This window comes from Butyricicoccus pullicaecorum DSM 23266 (assembly GCF_900167005.1).
GTDB lineage: Bacteria > Bacillota > Clostridia > Oscillospirales > Butyricicoccaceae > Butyricicoccus > Butyricicoccus pullicaecorum.
The window spans coordinates 23,737-48,531 of sequence record NZ_FUXW01000014.1 but is presented as its reverse complement, the minus strand read 5'-3'; the positions used below and the strand labels follow the sequence as shown (position 1 = coordinate 48,531).

Sequence of the window (24,795 nt, the reverse complement as noted above, 5' to 3'; positions counted from 1 at the left end):
AGTATCTATGAACGAATTTCTTCCCATCTCACGGGCGGATATGGAAGCCCGCGGGTGGTATTACTGTGATTTTCTGCTGGTGACCGGTGACGCATACATTGACCATCCGTCCTTCGGCACGGCCATCATCTCGCGCGTGCTGGAAGACGCCGGTTTCCGCGTCGCCATCCTGTCCCAGCCCGACTTCCGCGACGAGCACGACTTCATCGAAATGGGTCGTCCGCGCTACGCCGTGCTCATCAACGCCGGCAACATCGACTCGATGGTCGCGCATTACACCGCAGCCAAAAAGCGCCGTCACGACGACGCTTACACCCCGGGCGGCGTGGGCGGCAAGCGTCCCGACCGCGCCGTGACCGTCTATTCCATGCTCGCGCGCCGCGCGTTCCCCGATACACCCATCTACATCGGCGGTCTGGAAGCCAGCCTGCGCCGCTTCGCGCACTATGACTACTGGAGCGATCAGGTTATGCCCTCGGTGCTGTCCTCCTCGGGCGCGGACGCGCTCATGTACGGCATGAGCGAGCGCTCGGTCGTCGAGCTGGCCAAGAACCTCAAGGCCGGTAAGCACGGCATTGACGCGGTGCGCGACATCCGCGGCATGGCGTACTTCGCCCCCGATGCGTCCGATGTGCCCTTCCCGGCGGTCGAGTGCCCGTCCTACGAGCAGGTGTGCGAGAGTAAGGAAGATTACGCACGATCGGTCAAGATTCAGTACGATCAGGCCGACCACGTGCGCGGTAAGGCCATCACCCAGGCGCACGGCAAGCGCGTTCTCATTCAAAACCCGCCGTCCAAGCCCCTCACCACCGAGGAGATGGACAAGGTCTATGCGCTGCCCTTCGCCCGCACCTATCACCCGTCTTATGACGCGGTCGGCGGTGTGCCTGCCATTCAGGAAGTGCAGTTCTCCATCATCCACAACCGCGGCTGCTTCGGCGCGTGCAACTTCTGCGCGCTGGCCTTCCATCAGGGACGCTATATCTCGGCGCGCTCGCATGACTCGGTCGTCCGCGAGGCCGAGCAGATCGCCCAGCACCCCGACTTCAAGGGCTATATCCACGACGTCGGCGGCCCGACGGCGAACTTCCGCTTCCCGTCCTGCCACCATCAGGAAAAACACGGTCTGTGCATGAATAAGCGCTGCCTGTTCCCCAAGGCGTGCGACAACCTCGAAGCCGATCACCGCGATTACCTCACCCTGCTGCGCAAACTGCGTCAGGTGCCCGGCGTCAAGAAGGTCTTTGTGCGCTCCGGCCTGCGCTACGATTATATGATGGCCGACGACAATGACGAGTTCTTCCTCGAACTGGTCAAGCACCATATCTCCGGTCAGCTCAAGGTCGCACCCGAGCACATGAGTGATAACGCTCTGTATTATATGGGTAAACCTTCATTCTCTGTATATGAGAAGTTCCGCGAGCGCTACGCCCGTATCAATGAAAAGCTGGGCAAAAAACAGTATCTCGTGCCCTATCTCATGTCCTCCCACCCCGGTGCAACGCTGGACGATGCCATCCAGATGGCTTGTTATCTGAATAAGGTCGGCTATATGCCTCAGCAGGTGCAGGATTTCTACCCCACCCCCGGCACGCTCTCGACCGCGATGTACTACACCGAGATCGACCCTAGAACTATGAAGCCGGTCTATGTCGCCAAGACCCCCGAGGAAAAGGCCATGCAGCGCGCACTTTTGCAGTGGCGTAAGCCGGAAAAACGCCCGCTCATCGTCGCAGCACTGCGAAAAGCCGGTCGCGAGGATTTGGTAGGCTTTGGTAAGGAATGCTTGATTCGTCCTAAGCCGGGCGAACATTGGGAGAAACCGAGCGCAAAACAGGGTCAGAAGAAGAACGGTAAAGGTGAACATCGCGGAAAGCAAGCGAATCGTCCCACTCGTCCGCCCAAACACGGCGGAAAGCCCACAAACCCGCTCGCCGGCATCGGCCCGAAAAAGGGTAAGAAACGCAAAGGCTAATTCACCACCGCACCCAAAAATGAAGCTTTCGCCAGCCTTTCTCGAAAGGCTGCGGGTTCTCAGGGCAGAGCCCTGAGTCGCGTCCCGCAGGACGCGAAACCCCCTTTTTGATTTTCCCGATCCCCCGCGAGGGAAAATCAACTAAAAAATAATGAAAAAGCGCATCCCGCAGGATGCGCAATACCCGGCGCGCAAAGCGCGCTCATAAGACCCGACCCGCTGGATCGGGTCTTTTTTTTGCGGCTTGCGCCGCTGTCCGGATCGTCGCTGGCGCTCTTCCCGGAAAACCTCCGCCGCGTCTCAAAAAAACAATCTGAGCTAACTCCCGGACAAAACGAAAAAGACCACTCTTTTCAGAGTGGTCTTTGATTTGGAGCGGATGACGAGGCTCGAACTCGCTACCTCCACCTTGGCAAGGTGGCGCTCTACCAGATGAGCTACATCCGCATTTCTCTGTGTTGTTCGCTCGGAACGATGTTTATTATATCAGCGTTTCCGGGGAATGTCAACATAAATTTTCAAGTTTTTTAAAAAATATTTTTGGGGTGGGGAAGGGGGTGATTGGAGAGATAAAAAAGAAACCAATCCGGTGGGTTGGTTTCTATGAGCGCACTTTGTGCGCAAAGGAATTTCGCTCGCTGCGGCGAGCGATTAAAACGAGAGTTTATTGATTCCCGGGGCGGACACCGGGAATCAAAGGGGATTCCGCCGTCTGCGGACGGCGGCCAGCCTGCGCGGCTGGACCGCGCCGGGCCTCAGGCCCGGACCCGTTTTCGCCTGCGGGCGGGAGTATACACGGTGGTTTAACCCTTCTGCAAGATTTCTTTAAGTCGTTCCAAGGTCATTCCGGTCATAAGCTGACCATCCACGCGGACGTTCGGCGCCGTGCGGCATGCGCGCTGGCAGCCGACCGTCTGATACATCCACTTTCCGCCCAAAAACGTCTTTCCGGGTTTTGCGCCCAGTTCATCTTCCAGATATCGATGGATGCTTTTGCCCTCCCGGCTGCAATTCACGCCCTGGCACACGGTTAGGGTATGGCTTGCACCCGACAACTTCAAATCCGAGATACGTTTTGCCACGGCCTGCAAGTAGGTGGGTTTGACACCCAGCACTGCGCCGATCTCCTGTTGTGCGGCAGCGTCCAGCATACCGCCGCAGGCCTGCTGTGCTTCGCGCAGGCAGCTCAAAAGTGCGGACTGGTCGCTCGGTGCGCCTTGGTTTTTATAGTACAGTGCGATTTCCTGTAAAGTTTCCTTCATCGTACAACCTCCAAAGTTGTGGTTCCAAGATCACGCCCCACTGCGGCTGGCTGTCCATCTGTGCGGTTGCGCGGATGCACGCGCACACGAAGTTCGCCGCGCAGCTGGCTGCGTCTCTGAGCAAATCCCCGCGCAGAAGGGAACCGGTGAGCACGGCGGCGAACAGATCGCCCGTGCCCGGATAGTATGCCCCAATTTTGGGATTGGTCACGGTCTGGACGGTATCGTCCTGACCGCACAGGGTGAAAACCGTCGTCTCGTCTCCAAGTCCGGTCAGTACCGTGCGCGTCTCGTACCGCTCACACAATCTATGCACCCAGTCCTCGGCCTCGGTCATGCTCTCCGGGGTTGTATCCGCCGGCAAGTCCAGCAAGACGGCCGCCTCGGTGACGTTCGGGGTGATATAGTCGGCCATGTGGCACAGCTGCCGCAGGCTATCGACCAGTTCCGGGGTGCAGATCTTATATAATTTGCCGTTGTCGCCCATGACCGGGTCGACCAGCAGGATACCATTCGGCTGTTTGCATGCCGCGGCACGCCGCACGCACTCCACCTGTGCCGGTGCGCTCAGAAAGCCGCTCAGTACCGCGTCAAAGCGCAGTCCCAGCGCCTCGTACTGTCCGAGTGCGCCCGAAAGCCAGTCGGTCAAGTCCTGTGTCACAAAGCCGGGAATGCCCGCGTGCGAGGAGTAGACCGCGGTCGGCAGGGGAATGCACTGGTGACCCATTGCGGTCAGCGCGCTCATCGCCTGCGTCAGTCCCGCCCGTCCGACGGCCGACAGGTCATGCAGGGCAAGTGCCTTTTTTTGTTCCATTTTATCCCTTCTTTTCCGGGTATTTGCTTTCTTTCCAGCATACGATTTTTTAGAAGCTGCGTCAAGCCCCTTGCGAAATTCCGGGCAAAATGTTAGGATGAAAGAGAGCTTTCCCGCGCAGCCCGCACCCGGCTGTGCCGGGTAATTTGTTTTCATGGGCCGTTCGAGGTTTCATCTTTTCGGGCGGTCTGCACGACCCTGGCATCTTAGGAGGTACTATGAAACGATCTTTCCGTTTGCTCGCACTCGTTCTCGCGTGCGTGCTCACCCTTGTGACCCCGGCGTTCGCTGCCGGTACGCCCTCGGCTTCCGAGGAAATGCGCGGCGTTTGGGTGTCATCGGTTTACAATCTGGACTACCCCTCGTCTCCCACCACCGACCCTGACAAGCTCAAGGCAGAAGCCGACGAGATTTTGGACAACTGCGTCAAGTGGGGACTCAACGCGGTCTTTTTACAGGTCAGACCGTCGGGCGATGCGCTCTACAAGTCCGATCTGTTCCCGTGGAGCAAATACCTGACCGGTTCGGTCGGCACCGCTCCGCAGGACGGTTTCGATCCGCTCGAATACTGGGTCGAGGCGGCCCACAAGCGCGGTCTGGAGCTGCACGCGTGGATTAACCCCTACCGCATTACCCGCAGCAAGGATACCGAGTGGAATTCTCTGCCCAGCACCCACCCGGCCAAGATGAACCCCGACTGGGTGGTCAAGTACTCGGACGGCAACTACTATTTTAACCCCGGTATCCCCGAAGTACGCGACCTTGTGACCCGTGGCGCGGTCGAAATCGTGCAGAACTACGACGTAGACGGTCTGCACATGGACGACTATTTCTACCCGGGCACCGATTTTAACGACGCTGCCACCTATCAGAAGTACGGCAGCAGCTTCTCGAACATCGCGGACTTCCGCCGCGACAGCGTCAACCAGCTGGTTGCCCAGCTGGACACCGCCGTCCACAACATCGACCCGGACATCCAGTTCGGCATCAGTCCGTCGGGCATCTGGGCCAACAAGTCCACCGACCCTCGCGGCTCCAACACAAACGGCAGCGAGCACTATGTCTCGAGCTACGCCGACAGTCTGTACTGGATTGAAAACGGTCTGGTCGACTATATCATCCCCCAGATTTACTGGGAGATCGGTCACAAGCTGGCCGACTTTGTCACCCTGGCTGACTGGTGGAACGATGCCGTTGCAGGCTCTGACGTGCATCTGTACATCGGTATGGGCGCGTACCGCTGCGCAGACAATCCGACCGGCGTCTGGACGACCACCGACCCGCTGTTCGACAGTCTGGCATACCTGGAAAACAAGGACAACGTCGGCGGCTGCGTCTTTTTCCGCTACGGCTCCATCCCGGCAGTTTCCGGCATGGCCGACCGTCTGACCAGCTGGTACAGCACGGTGCACAACGAGAACACCGCGCCCAATCCGTCCAACCCGGGCGGCAGCAGCTCGAGTTCGCTTAACGCTGGGGACTTCGGCAGCATCCTGTCCCAGTTCCTGCTCTCTATGATTCAGTAAGAAGGTTTTTTTGCATCATGCAGCTCATTTTTGACAAGGATTACGAACTGACATACAGCCACATTGACTGGCGCGGTACCGCGCGTCCGTCGGCATATTTCGACTTCATGCAAGACGCAGCCACCGTACACGCACGCAGCTGTCACCTCGACCGCGACGATATCGGCGCACTGTGGGTGCTCTCGCGCATGCACGCCGAGTTCACTCGCCCGCTCGCACCATACGACACCCTGCGCGTCACCACCTGGTGCGCAGGCATCAAGGGTCCAAGCTGGCTGCGCGCGTTCGAGTTCTCGGTCGACGGTCAGCCCGCCGGCCGGGCGATGTCCAGCTGGGTCATTCTGGACGCAGAAACCCACCGCATCCGCCGTCCGACCACCGTCCCGCAGGCCGCCGACTACGCCTGCGAGGCGCGTGAGACGCTGCCCATGCCGGGCAAGCTGGACGTGTCCGGTCTGTCCCTGCACCACACCCACCCCATCCTGTATTCCGATCTGGACGTGAATGGTCACCTGAACAACGTCCGCATTGCGGCGCTGGTGTCCGACGCACTCGACCTCAGCGAACACGACTTTGTGCGCTCGCTCCAGATTAACTACACCGCCGAAACCCCTGCCGGTCTGACCCTGTCCCTGTACGCCGAGCGCACAGACGACACCTTCCGCGTGCGCGGTGAGGCCGACGGTCAGACCCGCTTCGAAGCCGCAGGCACGTTCGGACGACTGTAAAAAAACAACTTTCAGCCCGGTCAGACCCGACCGGTCGATGCGGAAAGGAGGCTTCTCTCTATGGCATTTCCCGACGAGATCACCCAGACCATTCGAGGCGTTTGCCGTCCCCTCGCCATCATCCTGTATGGCGAAAAGCGCACCCTGTCCACCGACAAGCTCAAGGCGGCCAGCGTGTGCATCATCGTGCCCAACGATACCGACAAACACGCCTTGCAGCATACGCTCTATCTGGCCATCGTTGCGGACGTTCCGGTCAATCTGACCCTGTACACCGTACAGGAATGGGACGCGCTCACCGAGGACGAGACCAGCTATGCTGCCTGGATCCGACGGAAAGGGCGGGTGCTGTATGAGCAGGGCGCGTAAAGGCGGACGGGACAGTCTGTACTACTACAAATGGCTGGACAAGGCACTGCTCGACCTGCAAGCCGCACGCATCCTGATGACCTGGAACGGCGATACCTGCAACATCGCCTTCCACTGTCAGCAGGCCATTGAGAAGGCGCTCAAGGGGTACTTACTGTTCAAGACCGGAAGGCATTTCGACGGTCATAACCTCACCTATCTGTGCCGTCAGGCCGTCCAGCAGGACGAAATGTTCACCGAATGGCTGGACGAGAGCGCGGCGCTCAATAACCTGTACATTGAAACGCGCTATCCGACCGACTTACCGGTCGCGATTGATGAGCATGCTTGCAGACAGTATTTTGCGATGGCGGAGAATATGTTCGCGGCGATTCGACAGGAATTGTATGATGAGGGAAGACCGCATAAGATTAAGAAATAAGGACGCACCCATCCCGCCCGCAGGCGAGAACGGGATTCTCAAGGGACGAGTCCCTTGAGCCCGTCCAGGTGGAACCTGGTCGAGCCCGCAGGCTCGAAACACCCTTTTGATTCCCGGTGTCCGACCCGGGAATCAATCAAACCAAACAAAAAGGAAAGACCAACCGGATGGTTGGTCTTTTCCATGAGCGCACTTTGTGCGCGAAGAGTATTTCGCTCGCTGCGGCGAGCGATTATTTTTTTATTTTAGTTGATTTTCGCAAGAGCGAAAATCAAAAAAGGGGATTCCGCGCTCTGCGGAGCGCGTCTCAGGGCTCTGCCCTGAGAACCCGCAAGCCTTTCGAGAAAGGCTTGAGCGAAAGCTTCAATTAGGGGTGCGGTGCTTTCTCTTAATAACCCAGCTCCTCGCCGACAACCACAATTTCATAATGACTCATTCCCGTCGGGGGAGCCATCACAACAGTCATCGCACGGCAGATACGCTCGGGGCTGCGGCAATCATGGCACTTACCATCGACCGCGCACGGCGTTCTCTTATTGAGTCTCTTTGCATTGAGTGGTGCGGCGATCTCTCTTGCGCGGCGCATTGCGCTGGTGAGGTCAGGTGCCAGTTTATTGATACCGCACACGACGTAGCACGCATCAAAACCGTGTACCGATGCTGCGATGCGGTTGCACGCGCCGTCGATGTTAACGGTCTCACCGGTTGCGGACAGGGCATTCGCAGAGGTCAGGAACACGTCTCCCTTCGGCAGCTGGTCGCCGCCCTTCCAGTGCCAATGCACGTCGGCCTGGTCTTTGAGCTGTTCGTACACGCCCAGGCCGTCCAGGGTCATAGAACCGCCGAAGCCGATCTTCTTGCCCTTGCACTGGCTGACAATGTAGTCGGCTGCCTGTGCTGCCGTCGCGCAGAACGTCCAGGTAAAGCCGTTGCGCTCAAAGGCATGCATAGCAGCGTCGAGCTGCAAGCGGTCAAGCAGCTGAATGAGGTCTTCGGGACGCTCGACGATGTGGTCTGCGCCAGCTTCCAGAAGGGATGCACGGTCGCGGAAGCCCCACAGGGCGCCGATTGCGGTCACGCCTGCCTTCTTAGCCGTCTGCATGTCGACGTCGCTGTCACCGATGTACAGAATCTCGTCCGGCTGCACGCCCAGCACGCTCATAACCTCCTGCGTAGAAGTCGGATCGGGCTTGCGCGGTACGCCCGGACGCTCGCCGAAGGTCAGCGCCATATCGCCCGGGAAGTAATGGTTGACCAGACGGCAGGCTGCTGCGTGGTACTTATTGGACAGCACGGCCATGCGCACGCCGCGGCGGCGGAATGCCTCGATGACCACCGGCATGCCCTGATAGGGATGGGTGCGCTCAACCAGATGCTCGTCGTATGCGCTCTGGAACTCTGCAAGGCATGCGTCGACCATTGCCTTGCCTGCATTCCCCGGCAGGCTGCGCTCGATCAGCTTGCGCACGCCATTGCCCACGCGGCTGCATACGTCCTCCTCGGTCAAAAGCGGGAATCCGTGATGCCGCAGGGCGGTATTGACTGCGCTCGTCAGGTCACCCAGGGTGTCCAGCAGCGTACCGTCCAGATCAAAAATCACTGCTTTGATACTCATATTCTTCTCCTTATTATTCGTGGCAAAAGCGCACAGACGGATGTGGCCGCCTGTGCGCCTGATTTCCGGCAGATATGCGGGGTAGTTTCCAGTCAGGACTCGAACCGCGTCAAAAACGCGTTCGCCTTGCGCAGCAGCGCCAGCTGCTCACGCACGTCCGTCCAGTATTTGCGTGCGCCGTAGTCCATGTCCGGCGTGACCGCCTGTACCTCGACCTCGTCCAGCGGGGTGCTGTCAAAGACAGCCGGTACCGGATGATAACGGCGGTTGACCTCGGTCACGTGGTGCAGGAAGGCTGCGACATCGCGGTTGATGCCCTCCTTGCGCACACGCCACGACCAGTTGCCGCCGACCGTCGACGGAATGTTCATGCGTGCGTCCGCGCCCAGATTCAAAAGGTCCTGCATGGTGGTCATGGCGATGGATGCGGGCGAGGCAAAGAGCGTACGGATGGCCGACCACGCCATCGGCTCGCGCTCGTCCCAGCGGATGTATGCCTTGGCAAAGTCCGCGTCCTCGGGCTCGCAGATGTCCAGAATCTGTTCGCAGATGGACTGCGAGTCGTGGGTCGAGGTGTAAACGATCGAGTTTACCGGGTAGTTATGCGGCATGTGGTCGTTGTCGTCAAAGCGATTGAACGCGAAGATCATCACGCGCATGCCCGGGAAACCGGTGCTGCGCAGCAGGGCACGCACCTTATCGGTCATCACGCCCAGATCTTCCGCGATAATGGGCAGCTCAGGGACTGCGGCATCCAGTGCGCGGAACAGCTTCATGCCCGGGCCCTTGCGCCATACGCCGTTGATCGCGGTCTCTTCGTCCGCGTCAACCTCCCAGAACGACTCGAAGCCGCGGAAATGGTCGATACGGATGACGTCGAACAGGTCTGCGTTCTGCTTGAGTCTCCAAATCCACCATGCGTAGCCGGTCTTCTCGTGTGCCTTCCAGTCATAAACCGGATTGCCCCACAGCTGACCGGTCGCGGAATAGTAATCGGGCGGTACGCCTGCGACCTTCTTGGGCTTAAAATCAGCGTCCACCTTGAACAGCTCGGGGTGCTGCCAGACGTCGGACGAGTCGGGCGAGACGTAGATCGGGATATCACCGATGATGCGCACGCCTGCGCGGGCGGCATAGGCTCGCAGCGTCGCCCACTGGGCAAAGAACACCGCCTGAAGGAACACGCGGAAGTCGATCTCGTCCTTGAGTTCCTCGCGGACGGCTTCCAGCGCCTCGGGCTCACGGTGCAGGATGTCGGCATCCGGCCATTCCCACAGCGGTGCACCCTCGTACTTCTCTTCCTTGAGCGCCATAAACAGCGTGTAATCCTCAATCCAATCGGCTGCGCTCTCGCGGAATGCCTGCACGGCTTCCATGACGCGCGGCATCTTCTGTGCACGGGCATAAGCCAGTCGCAGAAGCGGATAGCGTGCGGCGATCAGCGGGACAAAGTCCACCTTGTCGGGGTTCCAGTCCTCGTCGGCTGCCTCGATCTCCTCTTCGGTCAGCATGCCGTCTGTCACCAGCTTGTCGAGGTCGATCATCAGCGGATTGCCTGCCGCTGCCGAGTAACACTGATAGGGCGAATCACCAAATCCGGTATGCCCAAGCGGCAGAACCTGCCAATAACGCTGGCCTGCATCGCGGAGAAAGTCAACGAAATCGAACGCCGCCTGCCCAAGCGTGCCGATACCATGCGGGGAAGGCAGCGAGGTGATGTGCATGAGCACACCGCTCGAACGGTCAAATGACATTGAAATTTCCATCCTTACCTTGTGAAATGGGACAATACTGGTATTATTATAGCGTTTACCCAGAAATCTGTCAATTTTACCTTGCCAAGAAATGCGCCGGTAAGATATAATAAATGGCAGAAAAAACTTCGATTTGGAGGAATGCAACGCATGAGAATGCGCAAAAAAAAGAACCTTGACGTGCGCTTTGAACGATGCGCTTCGGTCATGGTATCCGACCCCCGTGCAGTACGCGGCAAGTGGCGCGAAAAGTTCGGCAACGACAACCCCATCCGTCTGGAAATCGGCTGTGGTAAGGGTCGATTCATTCTGGAGACCGCCCGCCGCAACCCCGACATCAACTTTGTTGCCATCGAGAAGGAAGAGGGTGCGCTCATCATGGCCACCGAGAAGGCCATCGCAGAGGAGCTGCCCAACCTGCGCTTCCTGTCCTTCGACGCGGCAGCGCTGAATGAGATCTTTGCCCCCGGTGAAGTCTCGCTCATTTACCTGAACTTCTCCGACCCCTGGCCGCCCAACCGTCAGCGCAAGCGCCGTCTGACCTGGCGTGCGTTCCTGGCAGTCTACGACGAGATTCTGGAAGAGGAAGGCGCGATCTTCTTCAAGACCGATAACCAGAGACTGTTCGAGTGGTCGCTCGGTGAGCTGTGCCAGAATGGCTGGCTGCTGCAAAACATCTCGCTCGACCTGCATAAGTCGGATTATGATAATATTATGACTGAGTACGAGGAAAAATTCTCGGCTCAGGGTTATCGGATTTACCGCGTCGAGGCCAGAAAGCGCATCGAAAAGAATTTGTTAAAGTAAGCACCGCACCCCTAATTGAAAGTTTCGCCAGCCTTTTCAAAGGCTGCGGGTTCTCAGGGCAGAGCCCTGAGCCGTGGCCCGCAGGCCACGGAATCCCCTCTTGAAACCCGGTGTCCGCCCCGGGTTTCAATCAAAACAAACAAAAAGGAAAGACCAACCGGCTGGTTGGTCTTTCCAGAGAATTGCGTGCTCTGCGGAGCACGCTTTTATTTTTTATTTTAGTTGATTTTCCCTCGCGGGAGATCGGGAAAATCAAAGGGAATTCCGCGCTCTGCGGAGCGCGTCTCAGGGCGCTGCCCTGAGAACCCGCAAGCCTTTCGAGAAAGGCTTGAGCGAAAGCTTCATTTCGCCCACGGGGCGGGATTCCGTTTATCGGGGCAAAAAAAAGAGGACGCTTTACACGTCCTCTTTCTATTTCACGCTCTGAAACTTAGAGTGCAGCCTTTGCCTTCTCGACCAGTGCGCAGAATGCAGCGCTGTCGTTTACAGCCAGCTCGGACAGCATCTTGCGGTTGATCTCGATGCCAGCCTTCTTCAGACCGTTCATGAAACGGCTGTAGTTGATGTCGCAAGCCTTGCAAGCTGCGGAAATACGGGTGATCCACAGACGGCGGAAGTCACGCTTCTTGTGCTTACGGCCAATGTAAGCGTACTTCAGCGACTTCATAACCGCCTGATTGGCAGTTCTAAAATGGGTGGACTTTGCACCAAAGTAGCCCTTGGCACGCTTCAGAATCTTCTTTCTTCTCTTGCGCGACATCATCGCGCCCTTAACTCTTGCCATTGTATGTTAGCCTCCTGTTATATTCTCTGTTGAAAAACGGTTTACGCGTAGGGCAGCAGACGCTTTACCTCTGCTACGTTGGTCTTGTCTGCGAAGCCTTCCTTGCGCAGGTGACGCAGGCGCTTGGTGTTCTTCTTGGTCAGGATGTGACGGCGGCCAACATGAGCGCGCTTGATCTTGCCGCTCTTGGAAACCTTGAATCTCTTCTTTGCACCGCTGTGCGTTTTGATCTTAGGCATGTTATTTAACTCCTCTCTGTGTATCGCATCCGTTTGTTTTGAAAAAGGGGATGCACCTCTGGGTTTACTTATCCTTCTTGGGGGCCAGGAACATGTGCATGTGACGGCCTTCCAGCTTGGGCTGCTTCTCTACCGCGCCGAACTCCGTGCACTGTTCTGCAAATCGCTGCAGCAGCTCCAGACCGATGGAAGAATGGGTGACCTCGCGGCCGCGGAAGCGAACGGATACCTTGACCTTATCGCCGCCCTTGAGGAAACGGCACGCATGACCTACCTTGACCTTCAGGTCGTTTACGTCAATGCCCGGGGTCAGGCGGATCTCCTTGATCTCTACCACGCGCTGATTCTTGCGCGCTTCCTTCTCACGCTTGGCCTGCTCAAAGCGGAACTTGCCGTAGTCCATGATGCGGCAAACCGGCGGCTGCGCCTGGGGAGCGATCTTGACCAGATCCATGCCTCTCTCAATGGCGATATCAAGCGCCTCTTTTGCGGATACGATACCGAGCTGCTCACCGTCGTCGGCAATCAGACGGACTTCTTTGTCGCGGATCTCTTCGTTGATCTGATGTTCCATGCTGCTAATAGCGAATGCACCTCCTATGGTGTGAAAACGAAAGGTTGATTTTGACATGAAAAAAGGACAGCCGCTGCTGTCCGTTACTCGTTCACAAATCCCCGCGCAGGTCAGACTTTCCCGAGGAAAGCTCTGGCAGGAAAATAACATTGTGAACCCGTTTGCGGATAGCTGCGGGTGAAGGCGGACACGAACACGCGCCTTGCGCCTTACTTTATTGTTGCTAGATTAGTATAATCGGCTTTTTACCGTTTGTCAAGTGTATTTTATGTAATTTTTGTCCCGCTCAATGTAAAAAATGGAAAAAATGCGCAAAATGACGGTTTTGCTTGACAAATCCTGCCAAATATCGTACAGTTATACCCTAAGTCGGGTGGTTTTTACGGCTTCCAGCACCATCCTTCAGGAAATTTTCTATGACTTTTTCCCAAAAACTTATTGAAAATTACGCTGGATTCGGTTATCCTGATGTTGGAAGGAATACCTGGCCGCCACGCGGCATAGAATCTTACTACATGGAGGTTCACGCATTATGAGCGAGCAGTTCGGCAACGATTACGTTGTCCTGACCGACGAGGACGGCAACGAAGTTGAATTTGAACATATCGATACCGTCGAAGTAGACGGCACGATGTATATGGCCTTTATCCCGGCAGAACTCGCCGTCGATGAAGAGGCCGAGGTCGTCATCCTCAAGGTTGAGGAAGAGGACGGCGAAGAAGTCCTGGTTTCCGTCGACAACGACGAGGAAGCTGACCGCGTTTTCCAGATCGTTATGGAGCGCGTCGAGGACATGTACGAGGAAGACGGCGAATAAGCCTCTCCTCCCTTACTCCGTTAAGACCCCCTGCAATGTTTGACAGCAGCCTGTTTTAAACCCACATTATGTAATCGGGATTCCGAAAATCTTCCCCTGACAAGCGCAGGCCTCCCGCGAATCAAAAGCGGAAGTTGGAAGCGCAGCGGCTTGGGATAGGAAACCCACCTGCCGAGTCGTGCAGGTTATTATTATGGGCTGCATCGGCAAAGCGGGGGTTCTTTTATTTTTTTTGCGAAATTTCTTTTTTGTCTCTTTTGTTCGTATTTTGATACATCGTTCGGTATCGCGCATAGTTGCGACACAATCTCACCTTTTTTGTGCGCCTTCGACGAGATTTCCGAAAAAACTTCTTATAAAGTTTACATAAAATTCATTTGATTTCGACTTCCTTTTCTGGTATACTGTACAAGGAAAGAGGGATCAATAATCCCTCTCCCATGTACATCATAAAACCGAAAGGAGGATGAGACCATTATGTTAATGACCAAGATTCGCCCCCAGCGTCCGGACACGCCCGATATTGACGACCTGATTTACGGCAAGGACTCCGAAGAGAGCACCAAGTAAGTTCGTCTCGTAAATGGCTTTTTTCCACGCTGGGCACGATGTCCAGACGTGGTTTTTCTTTTTTGTAATAAAATTTCGCGCCCGGCCTCCCCGCTGTGCGGCGCCTGATGATATGATAAATAAAGAGATGGAAAAGCGTTCGGACGACCGATGCACCAGTTCCAGGCGGCTGCCCTGTGCAGTCCGTCAAAACCAAATCAAATAAGAAAAGGACAGTCTATGTGAGACTGTCCTTTTTGTTTGCTTATTTGTGCACGGGCACAGGGGTTTAGTCCAGATAGGGCTTTGCAATCGCGCGCAGGTCATCCATGTGCGCGGGCAGCCACTCGGCAAACGACTGGCCGGCTGCTGCAACCGTCTGGCCAACCTCGACCAGAAATGCCGGGATGCGCTCCTCGAGCATCGGGCCCCAGTTCTCTGCCAGGTGCTCGTGACCCAGCTCAGCCGAACCGCCGACGTGCAGGGTGAATGCGGGCAGCGGCTTCTTGTCCACGATCTTAACACCGCCGTGGAAGCCCAGCGCACCGATCTGGTGGGTACCGCACGAGGACGGGCAGCCAGAAATGTGAATCTGGGGCAGGGCACCGTCCGGGATGTTTGCCTTGCGGACAGCGTCCACGCAGGCGTGGTACAGGCCCTGAGAATCACGTGCGCCCTGCTGGCAGATCAGCGCACCGATGCACGATACCGAATGCTCAAACAGCGTCTCTGCGCCGTCTGCGGTCACGTTCAGCACGCGCTGTGCCTCGTCTGCCGTGCAGTTGATGATATACATGGTGCCGTCCGCGCCCAGACGAATCTCGACCGCTTCCATGTCCGCGATGGTATCGCGCAGTGCGGTCAGGGTCTGGCGCGACGGGGTGCCGCCCAGCGGGTGATAGGAAACCGCAAACAGGCCGGGCTGCTTCTGTGCAACGATGCGCTTGCCCGAGATCTCGCCTGCGCCGGTCTTGGTCACCGGGGTCTCGGTGACGGTCAGGTCAAGACCGCCCTCCGCCTTGCGGGTTTCGACATTCTGAAGGAATGCGTCGCGGTATGCGTCCTCACCCATGGCAACCGGCATATAGCGGGTACGCGCCTTGGCACGCATCTCGTAGTTGCCGTGTGCCAGGAAGGTATCGACCATGGCGCGGACGTAGTAGAGCAGCTCGGAACCCGGTACGGCCTCGGCCATCTTCATGCCAAGACGTGCGTTCGGGCCCATACCGCCGGCAGAATATACATCAAACGTGCCGTCCTCGCGTGCGACAAAGCCCAGGTCACGGATGGTGGCGTGGGTGATGTTGCTCGAATGGTTGGCAAAGCCGACCTTGAGCTTGCGGGGCATCTTGATATCGTACAGGATGGACAGCAGGTAATCGCCGACCGCGTAGGCGTAGGGCATGACGTCGAAGGTCTCGCCCGGCTGTACACCGGAAAGCGGGGGTGCCATGACGTTGCGGGGATGGTCACCGCCGCCGCCGCGGCAGAAAATACCGTGATCGAGCGCCTTGGCAGACAGCTCGACGATCTGCTCCGCCGTCAGGTGGTGCAGCTGGATGGTCTCGCAGGTGGTCATCTTCATCGTGTCGATGCCGTATGCATTGGCCGAATCGACCACAAAGGACAGCTTGTCCTTGTCCATGCGTCCGCCGGTCATGCGCAGACGCAGCATGCCGCGCTTGCCGTCGCGCTCGGAATAACTGCCGAAGCCGCCCGAAATACCCTTGTAGGTCTTGCGGTCGATCTCTCCGGCGTAGTACTTGCGGGTGGCATCGTTGAACTGTTCCAGGTCGTCCCGGAATCTCTGAATGATCTCCTGCTTCATAAATAGCCTCCTTGGATGGCGTGTGTTTTGTTCCTGTCGTAATCGCTGTCCTTTATTATAACACGGGAAAGCAGGTTTACACAGGGCGATATCACACAAAAAAGCATGCGGGAGGTGCATGATTGCACGTTATCGATTGATAAGAAAAATTTATAGTTGTATCTTTTTGGGTTGTTTTGAGGGGTTTGGTTGCCTGTATGTCAGGTTTAGGTAATTTTTCCGGTGGTCAGTCCCAGCGTGTTCGCCCACCATGTCATATGTTCGGACGCACTGTACAGGCCGTTCAGGTCGTCCGGGACGTTATGCTGGTTGTCCGCGTCCACGACGCGCACATCGCTGCCCTTGCCCGAGAATGTGACGTGCCACTCATTGCTGCCGTCGGCTGCGTGCCACGTTCCGCGCGCGGTGATCGTGCCGTCGGGCGATGCCCCGGTGACCGTTTCCAGGCAGATCGGGTAAGCGCTGCCGGTCGGCAGGGTCAGCACCGTGCTCTCCTTGCCCATCGCCAGCATACGCACCTCGTGGCCGCCGTCACTGTACCCGTCGGTGCGCTTGACCGAGGCGTCCGGGATGAAATACAGAATGCCGCCGAGCAGCGTCATGGCATAGCACGGTGTGCGGGTCAGCACCTGCGTGCTGCCGTCCAGTCCGACCGACAGGATGCCGAACGCGCCCGAAAAGTATTTGCCCTCAACGGTCGACAGGCTGTTGACCTGTCCCAATGCGCCCGTGCCGCTCAGCACCAGCCGCCAGCCGCTCGCGGGCGACCAGGTATAGAAGCGGTAGGCGCTCGATGCGGTCGGGTCGCTCACGCAGAACAGCGTCGTGCCGTTCATGCTGCCCAGTGCATCAATATATCCGCGTTCATTCTCGTCGAAGAAAGAAGATAAGTCGGCGATTTTAATGTCCGACAGGGTTTCCGGGTCGAGGTAGTACAGCGTCGTGCTGTCATAGGCAAAAATACCGTCCACGCCCGTTGTCGTGATGGCACGGTCGAACGTACGGTTTGACGTTGCGCGTACCTGATCGTCCTGTCGACGCACGACCTTGACCTGACCGTTATCCATTCTGCGCACGTCCCACACCGAATTTTGCAGGGCTGCGGCGTTCACCGCCGGGATGGTCGGGCGGTCGCCTGCGGCGAGGGCGAAGGTCTCGGCGTCGATCGCGCCCTGTTCGATGAGTACGTCCGAGAAGGCGAGGCCGGAGGACGTGGTGGAGAACAGTGCGTCCACGGTCAGCGACACGGCTTCCCCGCGTGTCAGGGTTTGACCCTGCGCGGCCTGGTAATCGGCTGCGCTGACGAAGCTCTTACCGGTTGCGGTATCATTATCCGCGTAGCCGAGTGCGCGGCCCAAAAACAGCAGATAGGACTGTTTGGTGATGGGGTCATTGGGGGAGTACGTCGTCTGGCTGGTGCCGTGAGTCAGTCCGTGCTGATAGAGCCAGCTGACGTAGGGTTTCGACCAATCGGACAGGTCGGTGAAGGGAGTGGGGTAGGTCTGGGCGGCCATCCCATCGGCTGCGCCGTACAGGCGCACCAGCATGACCGCGGCTTCGGCGCGGGTGAGGTTCTGACCCAGTGCGTCTCCGGCTTCGGTGCCCTGGAACAGGCCCAGGGTGCGCAGCAGGTCGGCATCGCTTTGCTGGTCGGCAGGCGCTGCCATGGCTGGGGTGGTAAGCAGGCAGGCGGCCAATGCCGCGGCGATCAGACGGGTTTTGACCATAACGATTGTCCTCCTTTGGGGTGATCGACAACGGGCGGTTGCCTTAAACCCATTGTATCACGGGGAAGGGCTGAGGGAAAGTGATAGATTGATTACAGAATTGGGGGTAAAAAAAGAAAACTGTTCCAAAAGGAACAGTTTTCGTGCCTTACGGAGAACGGAAGGCTTTCGCGCTCTGCGGAGCGCGATGGGTTTTTATTTTTGGTTGATTCCCGGGTCGGACACCGGGAATCAAGAGGGGATTTCGCCATCTGCGGATGGCGACCAGCCTGCGCGGCTGGATCGCGCCGGGTCGCAGACCCGGACCCGCTTATCGCCTGCGGGCGGGTCAGGGACTCAGAGCAAAACGCATTCGGCGGCGAACACGGCGACGCAGGCGACGCTTGCGACGGTGAACAGGGAACATCCACGCCACGCCATTGCAGCGGCGACAATCAAACCGACGAGAGCCGACCACGGGGTACCGGTTGCGCTCAGGATGGCCGGGAAAGTCATGACGGCCAATGTTGCGTAGGGCATATAGAACAAAAACGAGCGGATGGTGCGGTTTTGAATCTGGCGGCGGATTAAAGTCAGGGGAAGGACGCGGATGAGGTAAGTCACCAGCGCCATGACCGCGATATATACATATACATTAGGCTGCATGGTCGTTTTCCTCCGGGATTGGGAACAAAATTGCGGCGGCTCCCGCGATGAGGACGGTCAAAATGATGATGCGCGTACCCGAGGACAGGCCGGAGAGCACGGGCAGATAGGTAAAGAGTGCGCTTGCGATCATAGAAGCCGCAACCACGCCCGCGATGACCTTACTTTTACGCGCAGGCGGCAGGATGACGGCGAGGAACATGCCGTACAGGGCGACCGACAAAGCGGACACGATACGACCGGGCAGGGCATTGCCGAGCAGGACGCCCAGACAAGTGCCGAGCGCCCAGCCGGGTGCTGCGACCGAGATCGCGCCCAAGCAATAAAACGGGTCTAAGCGTCCGGGGACGGCGGCAGAAATGGCGAAAATCTCGTCGGTGACCGTATAACCCATCATCAGACGCTGCCAAATCGGGGTTTCCGGTGCGATTTTCTGGCTCAGTGCGCACGACATAAGCAGATAGCGCAGGTTGATGACCAGCTGGGTGAATGCCATCTCTAAATACGGTGCACCAGCGGCGATGATGCCCAGTGCGGCGAATTCTCCGGCTGAGGTATTGTTGAGCAGGCTCATGAGCGTCGCGTCTCCCGCGCCCATGCCGCTGACCTTGGCTGCGATGCCCAGTGTAAACGATACGGCCAGATAGCCCAGGCCGATGGGCACGCCGTCGCGCAGGCCTCTGCGGTACCACGTGCCATGTGACTCTATCATAAAAACATGACCCCTTCTTTTTTCGTATTGCTATTATTGTATCACAGTACCATACGAAAAACCATCCCGCCTTTTGCCCAATCTGCTCCCGCTCGGCAGGTACGAAAAAGCGCGGCCTCTCGGCCGCGCTTTCCCGCTTTTTTCGTCTTTATTCCATACATATCAATGCTGAGTTGCTGTATTTACCTGCAGTTTGCTCTCGACATACTGCTTTCCGTTTTCGGCCTTCAGCTGGCGCACCAGGTCAAAAAACATGCCCATCTTTATACGCCTCCCATCCTGTTTCTCTGTCTCTTTTTGTATTGCATCTATCATACTACTTACGAATAGGAAACGCAATATCGAACACGTCCAAAAGTTACCATTAAACTTGCCATAAATTGTGCATATTACTCCATAAATTTACACTCTTCTTTTTTGTCCGCCACGCGCGGACAAAAAACGGCAAATACCGTTTTTTGAAGGAAGAAGTAATAGTGAATAAGGAATAAGTGCTCTGTATCGTTTCTTCACTTCTTACTTCTTCACTATTCACTATTCCCTCGCGAACGCGGTTCGGGCAAAAAAAGACACGCAGGATAAAATCCCGCGTGTCTGCTTTGCATTTCGGTGGGGTAAAACCGATTAGATCTTGCTGCAGATGTCCTGGAACATCTTGATGTCTTCCATCGCGTCCTCGAACGTGGTCTTGGGCTGCTTGCCGGACTCGATGCAGTCGTGGTAGTAGCGCAGCTCGTTCTCGAACGAATCGTGATAATCCGGGCCGTAGGTGATGGTCTGAGAGTCGGTCTTGGTGGACTCTACAACCTCGAAGGTGTGCGGCTGATAGCGCAGGTAGGGAGTCTCGTGCTTGATCTTCATGCGGCGGCTGTGCTGGTAAATCTCGATCGCTGCGTCAAACTGCACGATGTCCTGATCGTTTACGATCTCGTATACGCCCAGGAAGCCCTTGAACTGGAATACGATGATAACATGCTCACCGTCAACGGCAACCGACTTGACCTCGGGCACATAGCCAACCAGCTCGCGGACAGCCGACAGGGTGTGGCAGCCCAGACCAGCCAGCATGGTGTAAGTAATGCGCTGCTGCTCGGTGCAGTCTGCGCCCAGTGCCTGGCACAGCTGGTCGTAACGGCGCTTGCCGCTTTCTTCCAGTGCCTCTGCCGGGATATCATTCTGCGCAAGGATGGGCTGACGTGCCTGATCCATGAAGTAATCACCCTCCAGGATGATATCACGGAAGCGCATGTACTCGATCGGGCGGTCGTCTGCTGCGAGCAGCTCCTGGCACTTCAGGAAACCAGTCGCAAAGCGGCGCATATAGCCGACCATGCAGATCTGGTTCGGGTGCGACTTCTGCAGCTCGATCAGCTCTTCCAGCTCCTGCGGGCACAGGCATACCGGCTTCTCAACAAATACATGCTTGCCAGCCTCGATTGCTGCCTTTGCGTACTCTGCGTGGTACTGGTCGGGGGACAGAACGAAAACTGCGTCTACATCCTCTGCCTTGCACAGATCGAACGGGGAAGTGTATGCCTTTGCGTGATACTTCTCGGAAATTGCCTTCAATACCGACGGGGAAACATCCGAAACCGCGGTGATCTGATACATACCCGACAGGTCGTTCAAAATCGGCAGGTGCATCATCTGTGCAACCGTACCCGTTCCGATCAGTCCTACTCTTACTACCATGTTTTTGGGCTCCTTTCTCTGTCAAACAGGCCGCGTCATCCTCGCTGGCCTGACTGCGTTTTGTTTCCTTTTCTCTGGTGATTAGTATAATCGTTTTATCTTTTGCGCTCCATGCAATCTTTCGCCGGGTTTTGGTAGTTTTTTGCCGGAGAGTGAAACAAAGTAAAAACAGATCAAATCACGGACGCACCCATCCCGCCCGCAGGCGAAATAAAGTTTGGATCAAACCTTTTCAAAGGTTTGCGGGTTCTCAGGGCAGAGCCCTGAGCCGGACTCCGCAGAGTCCGGAACTCTCCTTTTGATTCCCGGGGTTCGGCCCGGGAATCAACCGAAACAAACAAAAAAGAAAACCGTTCCCGATGGAACGGTTTTCATGAGCGGCTTTCAGCCGCAAAAGAGTCTTGCCGCCTGTGGGCGGCGCTTTTAAACGAAAGTTTAGTTGATTCCGGTCGTTGACCGGAATCAAAAGGGGATTCCGCGCTCTGCGGAGCGCGTCTCAGGGCTCTGCCCTGAGGACCCGCAAGCCTTTCGAGAAAGGCTTGAGCGAAAGCTTCAATTTTTGGTGCGGTGCCAATCCTGACAAAAAAAGATCGTCCGTTTTTGCGGACGATCTTTCCCTTTTCTCTCTTATTTTTACATTTCGCTCGGGTCGAGTGCGCGGCAGCTCGCACGCTCCACAATCTCGCAGGCCATGGTCAGCGAAGAAACGTCGTGTGCACCCTGCATATTCGCCAGGCGCTCGAGCGTCTTCTGTGCAATCTGTTCCATCGGCTGATGCACGGTGGTCAGCGCAGGCGAGAACCGGCGCGCCATCGAGTTATCATCAAAGCCCAATACAGAAACATCCTCCGGTACGCGGCGGCCCATCTCACGCAGGCGGGCAATCGCACCCGCTGCCAGGTCGTCACTGAACGCAAAAATCGCGGTCAGGTCGGGGTGACGCTCGATCAGCGCGGCAACGCCTTCGTAGCCGTCCTCGTAGGTCATACCGCCCGGCTGGGTGTAGCTGTCGTCGAACGTCAGGTGCTCGTCCTCCATCGCCTTGCGGCAGCCGGTCAGACGCTGGAAGCCCGACGAAATCGCGCGGGACGCGTCGGTCAGGAAGCCGATCTTGCTGTGACCCAGGCCGATCAGGTAATTCGTACCGTCGTATGCCGCCATCATGTCATCGATGTGTACCGCAGAGAATCTTCTGCCCGCTGCCAGTGCGCCGCAGACAACAACCGGCAGATTGCGGCGGCTGAGTGCGTCCGCAAGCGGGAAGTCTACGCTCTCGTGCAGCAGAATGACACCCATCGGCTCGCATGCCGAGATCAGCGCAAGCGTATTCTGCGGATTGCTCTGATCGATGGGCATAATCAGCAGGCGCTTGCCCATACGCTCGGCGTAGGTGCGCAGCTGCTCGATCATATCATTAAAGAAGCACTGGCGGAAGTTCGGAATGATCACCACGATCAGCGCGCTGGTCTTGCGGCGTCCACGGAAGGAATCCGGGGGCGCATAGCCGGTCTTCTTGGCCATCTGCTCAATGCGCAGGCGCACCGGCTCACTGATCGAGCCGCGGCCGCTGAAAAAACGCGATGCCGTCGCGGGGGATACATCACACAGTTTCGCAAACTCACGTATTGTCATAATCTTTATGCCAACTTTCTCTTTTCTAAAATCCTGCGCCCGGTGCATCACCCGAGCAAATGTTGATATTGCTTGAATTTTTCCAGAAGTTCGGACTCGGTCAGCCGCGCAGACAGGCATCCCACCGCCGTCACGCACGTTCCACCCGTGATGTTGCCGAACAGCACGCTCTGCTCAAAGCTGTAATCGTGGTACAGTCCGTACATCAGTCCGGCCAGGAACGCATCGCCCGCTCCGGTCGAGTCGCGATGAACGACCGGAATGTTCGCAATCACGCGCTCGCGCCCATTCTCTCGAATCAGGCAGCCGTCTTTGTCCAGCTTGACGATCACGCGGTCAAAAAACTGCTCGAGCACCTTGGCCGCGTCCGACGGATTGTCCGTCCCGGTGATCTTCAATGCTTCCTTCTGGTTCGGCGTGTAGTAATCGGCCAGCTCCAGGTACTCCCGGTAGCTGTCAAGGCTCATATCGTCGTCCCATCCGGTGTCAAACACCAGAATCGTACCCTCGGATTTGAGCTTGCGGTAGGCCGGCAGATAATCCCGTCCCATCTCCACGACCTTTGCCCCCTTGGCTGCCTCATACACGCGGTCTGCACTTGCGTCCAGGCCGTCGGTATACGAGACGAACGTACGGTCGTTCGGAGTCAGGATGGCGGCCGTGATGTTGAGCGGAATCCCGCTGCCACCCTCAGCCAGGTTGTAGGGCGTAGCGCCAAATTCATCAAACTTACGGCGGGCAAACTCGGAAAACATATCCTCGCCCAGTCCGGTCAGAATGCGCACAGGAACGCCCAGTCCGGAGAGGTTCAGAAGGGTCGCCGGGACACCGCCGCCCATTTGCAGCGAAAATCCACGGGCAAACAGCTCTTCGCCCTCGTTCGGGATGCGCGGCATTCCCTCAAACAGCAGATCGACGTTGATACTGCCTGCGCCTGCGGCAAAAGACATAAACGCCCCTCCTTTTATGCACCGAGGAACGGTGCATTGAGTTCAAAGTACGCGTCTGCCAGCTTGACCGCCAGCGAGTACGAGTTGACCAGCGGATGCAGCATCAGGCAATCGATCGCAGCCTGACGGTCGCGGTGAACGATGGCCTTGGCTGCCAGTCTCTCGTAGCTCTTGACGCGGCGGATGAGCTCCAGTGCGCGCGGATCGGCATTTTCTACCTTATGCGGCTTTGCGCCCTCGCGCGAAATATCGCAGGTGATCTCTACGATGTCGTCGTCTTCCAGACCCGGGATCGCGCCCTGGTTGGGTGCGCACAGAATCATGCTGCCGGTCTTACCCGACTCGATCAGCTCGATGAAGCGCAGCGCAACGCCTGCGTAACCGCCAGCGTCGGGCGAGAATACGTCGAACTTCCACGGCTTGTCGCGGCGTACGCCGGTCTCGTTTGCCATGTACGCATCCTCGCGCTTGCCGTACCACTTCTCAAAGCATGCAAGGCAGCTCTCAAAATCACCGTCAATGTCCATCGTGGACAGCTCGGCGGTCATCTTGCGGTTGATGTCCTCGATGACCTCACCGCGGGTCACACCGGCGTTCAGAATATTCTGTACAGCCTGCTCGCGGTAATAGAAATAGTACAGGTACTCGTTGAGCACGCAGCCCATGTGCTCGATCAGGTCGAGCCCAAAGAAGCGCAGGTCGGTCTTTTCGTAAGCATCCGGACGCGCGATCAGCTCGGGCATGATCTCCTTGCCGTCGATCTGGATGGAGCGGAAGTAGGACAGGTGGTTCAGACCATAGCACTCGCCCACGATGCGGTCGGCGGAAACGCCGTACAGATCGGCAAACTGGTGCAGCATGCCGCTCGGTGCGTCGCAGATACCATAGGTGAAGTCGTAGCCCATGTCGCGCAGCGCCTGAGAGACGACGCCTGCGGGGTTTGTGAAGTTAAACACCTTGACCGTGGGCTTGGACAGGCGCTTGATGCGCTCGCAGTAGCCAGCCAGAGCCGGTACCGAACGCATGGCAAACGAAAGACCGGCAGCGCCGGTGGTTTCCTGACCCAGAATGCCCAGATCGAGCGCGATGCGCTCGTCGCGCACGCGCGTGTGGTCGCCGCCGACACGGATGGTCGTGATGATATAATCGGCATCGCGTACCGCTTCATCGGCATCGGTCGTCAGGGTGAACGTCAGATCGGCATTCAGCATACGCGCCACATGGCGGGCAAGTCCGCCATAGATGCGCAGCTTCTCCGCGTCGGTATCCATAAATACAAGCTCGGTAATATGCAGATCACGGGCGCGCTGGGCGATACTCTTTGCCAGGAACATCGAGCGGACGCCGCCGCCGCCAATAACAGTCAGCTTCATAA

The 24,795-nt window shown here is 57.3% G+C and carries 22 protein-coding genes, 1 tRNA gene and 1 other RNA gene; 8 read left to right on the top strand and 16 right to left on the bottom strand.

Going from position 1 to position 24,795, the window contains the following annotated elements; translation table 11 throughout:
- Window positions 1-7 precede the first annotated feature (7 nt).
- Window positions 8-1,975: a YgiQ family radical SAM protein gene (locus B5D52_RS13690; RefSeq protein WP_016148958.1), complete on the top strand. Its 1,968-nt coding sequence runs from the start codon at window positions 8-10 to the stop codon at window positions 1,973-1,975.
- Window positions 1,976-2,346: 371 nt separating this feature from the next.
- On the opposite strand, the gene B5D52_RS13685 is transcribed toward B5D52_RS13690, so the two are convergent.
- From B5D52_RS13685 to B5D52_RS13675, 3 genes are all read right to left on the bottom strand, one after another.
- A tRNA-Gly gene (locus B5D52_RS13685) sits at window positions 2,347-2,422 on the bottom strand.
- A 356-nt stretch (window positions 2,423-2,778) separates the two neighbouring features.
- Entirely contained in the window at window positions 2,779-3,237 is a 459-nt protein-coding gene (locus tag B5D52_RS13680; protein WP_016148957.1) for an NADH-quinone oxidoreductase subunit NuoE family protein, read from the bottom strand.
- The gene (locus B5D52_RS13675; protein WP_016148956.1) at window positions 3,200-4,051 is read right to left on the bottom strand and encodes a PfkB family carbohydrate kinase; all 852 of its coding nucleotides are present in this window, start codon (window positions 4,049-4,051) and stop codon (window positions 3,200-3,202) included. Before B5D52_RS13675 ends, B5D52_RS13680 begins: the two co-directional genes overlap by 38 nt.
- Before the next feature lie 218 nt (window positions 4,052-4,269).
- Here B5D52_RS13675 and B5D52_RS13670 point away from each other — a divergent pair, with 218 nt between their 5' ends.
- The 4 genes from B5D52_RS13670 to B5D52_RS13655 are packed head-to-tail and all read left to right on the top strand — an operon-like array spanning window position 4,270 to window position 7,095.
- Window positions 4,270-5,577, top strand: a complete 1,308-nt coding sequence (locus B5D52_RS13670; RefSeq protein WP_016148955.1) for a glycoside hydrolase family 10-like protein — start codon at window positions 4,270-4,272, stop codon at window positions 5,575-5,577.
- A 17-nt stretch (window positions 5,578-5,594) separates the two neighbouring features.
- A complete protein-coding gene (locus B5D52_RS13665) occupies window positions 5,595-6,305 on the top strand; it encodes an acyl-[acyl-carrier-protein] thioesterase (protein WP_016148954.1) in 711 nt (236 codons plus the stop codon).
- Window positions 6,306-6,365: 60 nt separating this feature from the next.
- The gene (locus B5D52_RS13660; protein WP_016148953.1) at window positions 6,366-6,674 is read left to right on the top strand and encodes a hypothetical protein; all 309 of its coding nucleotides are present in this window, start codon (window positions 6,366-6,368) and stop codon (window positions 6,672-6,674) included.
- Window positions 6,658-7,095, top strand: coding sequence for a HEPN domain-containing protein (locus tag B5D52_RS13655; RefSeq protein WP_016148952.1), 438 nt, complete (start codon window positions 6,658-6,660; stop codon window positions 7,093-7,095). Before B5D52_RS13660 ends, B5D52_RS13655 begins: the two co-directional genes overlap by 17 nt.
- 388 nt (window positions 7,096-7,483) lie before the next feature.
- Here the strand turns inward: B5D52_RS13655 and B5D52_RS13645 are convergent, their stop codons facing one another.
- Together B5D52_RS13645 and malQ are read right to left on the bottom strand one after the other, a co-directional pair.
- Window positions 7,484-8,710: an HAD-IA family hydrolase gene (locus B5D52_RS13645; protein ID WP_016148950.1), complete on the bottom strand. Its 1,227-nt coding sequence runs from the start codon at window positions 8,708-8,710 to the stop codon at window positions 7,484-7,486.
- Window positions 8,711-8,802: 92 nt separating this feature from the next.
- The gene (malQ, locus tag B5D52_RS13640) at window positions 8,803-10,611 is read right to left on the bottom strand and encodes a 4-alpha-glucanotransferase (protein ID WP_073993850.1); all 1,809 of its coding nucleotides are present in this window, start codon (window positions 10,609-10,611) and stop codon (window positions 8,803-8,805) included.
- A 3-nt stretch (window positions 10,612-10,614) separates the two neighbouring features.
- Between malQ and trmB the strand changes: the two genes are divergently transcribed.
- Window positions 10,615-11,271, top strand: a complete 657-nt coding sequence (trmB, locus tag B5D52_RS13635; protein WP_016148948.1) for a tRNA (guanosine(46)-N7)-methyltransferase TrmB — start codon at window positions 10,615-10,617, stop codon at window positions 11,269-11,271.
- 430 nt (window positions 11,272-11,701) lie between these two features.
- On the opposite strand, the gene rplT is transcribed toward trmB, so the two are convergent.
- The 3 genes from rplT to infC form a co-directional block, all read right to left on the bottom strand.
- Complete coding sequence (gene rplT, locus B5D52_RS13630; RefSeq protein ID WP_016148947.1) at window positions 11,702-12,055, bottom strand: 50S ribosomal protein L20; 354 nt, start codon at window positions 12,053-12,055, stop codon at window positions 11,702-11,704.
- A 41-nt stretch (window positions 12,056-12,096) separates the two neighbouring features.
- Window positions 12,097-12,294, bottom strand: a complete 198-nt coding sequence (gene rpmI / locus B5D52_RS13625) for a 50S ribosomal protein L35 (protein ID WP_016148946.1) — start codon at window positions 12,292-12,294, stop codon at window positions 12,097-12,099.
- 64 nt (window positions 12,295-12,358) lie between these two features.
- Window positions 12,359-12,868: a translation initiation factor IF-3 gene (gene infC, locus B5D52_RS13620; protein ID WP_040333040.1), complete on the bottom strand. Its 510-nt coding sequence runs from the start codon at window positions 12,866-12,868 to the stop codon at window positions 12,359-12,361.
- 532 nt (window positions 12,869-13,400) lie between these two features.
- Here infC and B5D52_RS13615 point away from each other — a divergent pair.
- A complete protein-coding gene (locus B5D52_RS13615; RefSeq protein WP_016148944.1) occupies window positions 13,401-13,685 on the top strand; it encodes a DUF1292 domain-containing protein in 285 nt (94 codons plus the stop codon).
- Window positions 13,686-13,709: 24 nt separating this feature from the next.
- Window positions 13,710-13,907, top strand: a non-coding RNA gene (ssrS, locus tag B5D52_RS13610) — 6S RNA.
- Window positions 13,908-14,523: 616 nt separating this feature from the next.
- Here ssrS and B5D52_RS13605 read toward each other — a convergent pair.
- The 8 genes from B5D52_RS13605 to B5D52_RS13570 form a co-directional block, all read right to left on the bottom strand.
- Window positions 14,524-16,062, bottom strand: a complete 1,539-nt coding sequence (locus B5D52_RS13605) for a nitrite/sulfite reductase (protein ID WP_016148942.1) — start codon at window positions 16,060-16,062, stop codon at window positions 14,524-14,526.
- Window positions 16,063-16,268: 206 nt separating this feature from the next.
- Complete coding sequence (locus B5D52_RS13600) at window positions 16,269-17,789, bottom strand: S-layer homology domain-containing protein (protein WP_016148941.1); 1,521 nt, start codon at window positions 17,787-17,789, stop codon at window positions 16,269-16,271.
- 336 nt (window positions 17,790-18,125) lie between these two features.
- The gene (locus B5D52_RS13595) at window positions 18,126-18,434 is read right to left on the bottom strand and encodes an AzlD domain-containing protein (RefSeq protein ID WP_016148940.1); all 309 of its coding nucleotides are present in this window, start codon (window positions 18,432-18,434) and stop codon (window positions 18,126-18,128) included.
- Complete coding sequence (locus B5D52_RS13590; protein WP_016148939.1) at window positions 18,424-19,146, bottom strand: AzlC family ABC transporter permease; 723 nt, start codon at window positions 19,144-19,146, stop codon at window positions 18,424-18,426. The genes B5D52_RS13595 and B5D52_RS13590 overlap by 11 nt, the downstream gene beginning before the upstream one ends.
- Before the next feature lie 624 nt (window positions 19,147-19,770).
- Window positions 19,771-20,838, bottom strand: coding sequence for a Gfo/Idh/MocA family oxidoreductase (locus tag B5D52_RS13585; protein WP_016148937.1), 1,068 nt, complete (start codon window positions 20,836-20,838; stop codon window positions 19,771-19,773).
- 633 nt (window positions 20,839-21,471) lie between these two features.
- Window positions 21,472-22,470 carry a LacI family DNA-binding transcriptional regulator gene (locus B5D52_RS13580; protein ID WP_040333039.1) on the bottom strand — a complete coding sequence of 333 codons (999 nt, stop codon included), beginning with the start codon at window positions 22,468-22,470 and terminating at the stop codon, window positions 21,472-21,474.
- Between the two features lie 47 nt (window positions 22,471-22,517).
- Window positions 22,518-23,420: a carbohydrate kinase family protein gene (locus B5D52_RS13575; RefSeq protein WP_016148935.1), complete on the bottom strand. Its 903-nt coding sequence runs from the start codon at window positions 23,418-23,420 to the stop codon at window positions 22,518-22,520.
- A gap of 14 nt (window positions 23,421-23,434) precedes the next feature.
- Window positions 23,435-24,793, bottom strand: coding sequence for a family 4 glycosyl hydrolase (locus tag B5D52_RS13570; protein WP_016148934.1), 1,359 nt, complete (start codon window positions 24,791-24,793; stop codon window positions 23,435-23,437).
- Window positions 24,794-24,795 lie beyond the last annotated feature (2 nt).

Bases quoted from the DNA above. Each gene is read 5' to 3' on its own strand.
- B5D52_RS13690 (WP_016148958.1), top strand. From the start codon at position 8: ATGAACGAATTTCTTCCCATCTCACGGGCGGATATGGAAGCCCGCGGG.
- B5D52_RS13680 (WP_016148957.1), bottom strand. From the start codon at position 3,237: ATGAAGGAAACTTTACAGGAAATCGCACTGTACTATAAAAACCAAGGC.
- B5D52_RS13675 (WP_016148956.1), bottom strand. From the start codon at position 4,051: ATGGAACAAAAAAAGGCACTTGCCCTGCATGACCTGTCGGCCGTCGGA.
- B5D52_RS13670 (WP_016148955.1), top strand. From the start codon at position 4,270: ATGAAACGATCTTTCCGTTTGCTCGCACTCGTTCTCGCGTGCGTGCTC.
- B5D52_RS13665 (WP_016148954.1), top strand. From the start codon at position 5,595: ATGCAGCTCATTTTTGACAAGGATTACGAACTGACATACAGCCACATT.
- B5D52_RS13660 (WP_016148953.1), top strand. From the start codon at position 6,366: ATGGCATTTCCCGACGAGATCACCCAGACCATTCGAGGCGTTTGCCGT.
- B5D52_RS13655 (WP_016148952.1), top strand. From the start codon at position 6,658: ATGAGCAGGGCGCGTAAAGGCGGACGGGACAGTCTGTACTACTACAAA.
- B5D52_RS13645 (WP_016148950.1), bottom strand. From the start codon at position 8,710: ATGAGTATCAAAGCAGTGATTTTTGATCTGGACGGTACGCTGCTGGAC.
- trmB (WP_016148948.1), top strand. From the start codon at position 10,615: ATGAGAATGCGCAAAAAAAAGAACCTTGACGTGCGCTTTGAACGATGC.
- rplT (WP_016148947.1), bottom strand. From the start codon at position 12,055: ATGGCAAGAGTTAAGGGCGCGATGATGTCGCGCAAGAGAAGAAAGAAG.
- rpmI (WP_016148946.1), bottom strand. From the start codon at position 12,294: ATGCCTAAGATCAAAACGCACAGCGGTGCAAAGAAGAGATTCAAGGTT.
- infC (WP_040333040.1), bottom strand. From the start codon at position 12,868: ATGGAACATCAGATCAACGAAGAGATCCGCGACAAAGAAGTCCGTCTG.
- B5D52_RS13615 (WP_016148944.1), top strand. From the start codon at position 13,401: ATGAGCGAGCAGTTCGGCAACGATTACGTTGTCCTGACCGACGAGGAC.
- B5D52_RS13605 (WP_016148942.1), bottom strand. From the start codon at position 16,062: ATGAAGCAGGAGATCATTCAGAGATTCCGGGACGACCTGGAACAGTTC.
- B5D52_RS13600 (WP_016148941.1), bottom strand. From the start codon at position 17,789: ATGGTCAAAACCCGTCTGATCGCCGCGGCATTGGCCGCCTGCCTGCTT.
- B5D52_RS13595 (WP_016148940.1), bottom strand. From the start codon at position 18,434: ATGCAGCCTAATGTATATGTATATATCGCGGTCATGGCGCTGGTGACT.
- B5D52_RS13590 (WP_016148939.1), bottom strand. From the start codon at position 19,146: ATGATAGAGTCACATGGCACGTGGTACCGCAGAGGCCTGCGCGACGGC.
- B5D52_RS13585 (WP_016148937.1), bottom strand. From the start codon at position 20,838: ATGGTAGTAAGAGTAGGACTGATCGGAACGGGTACGGTTGCACAGATG.
- B5D52_RS13580 (WP_040333039.1), bottom strand. From the start codon at position 22,470: ATGACAATACGTGAGTTTGCGAAACTGTGTGATGTATCCCCCGCGACG.
- B5D52_RS13575 (WP_016148935.1), bottom strand. From the start codon at position 23,420: ATGTCTTTTGCCGCAGGCGCAGGCAGTATCAACGTCGATCTGCTGTTT.
- B5D52_RS13570 (WP_016148934.1), bottom strand. From the start codon at position 24,793: ATGAAGCTGACTGTTATTGGCGGCGGCGGCGTCCGCTCGATGTTCCTG.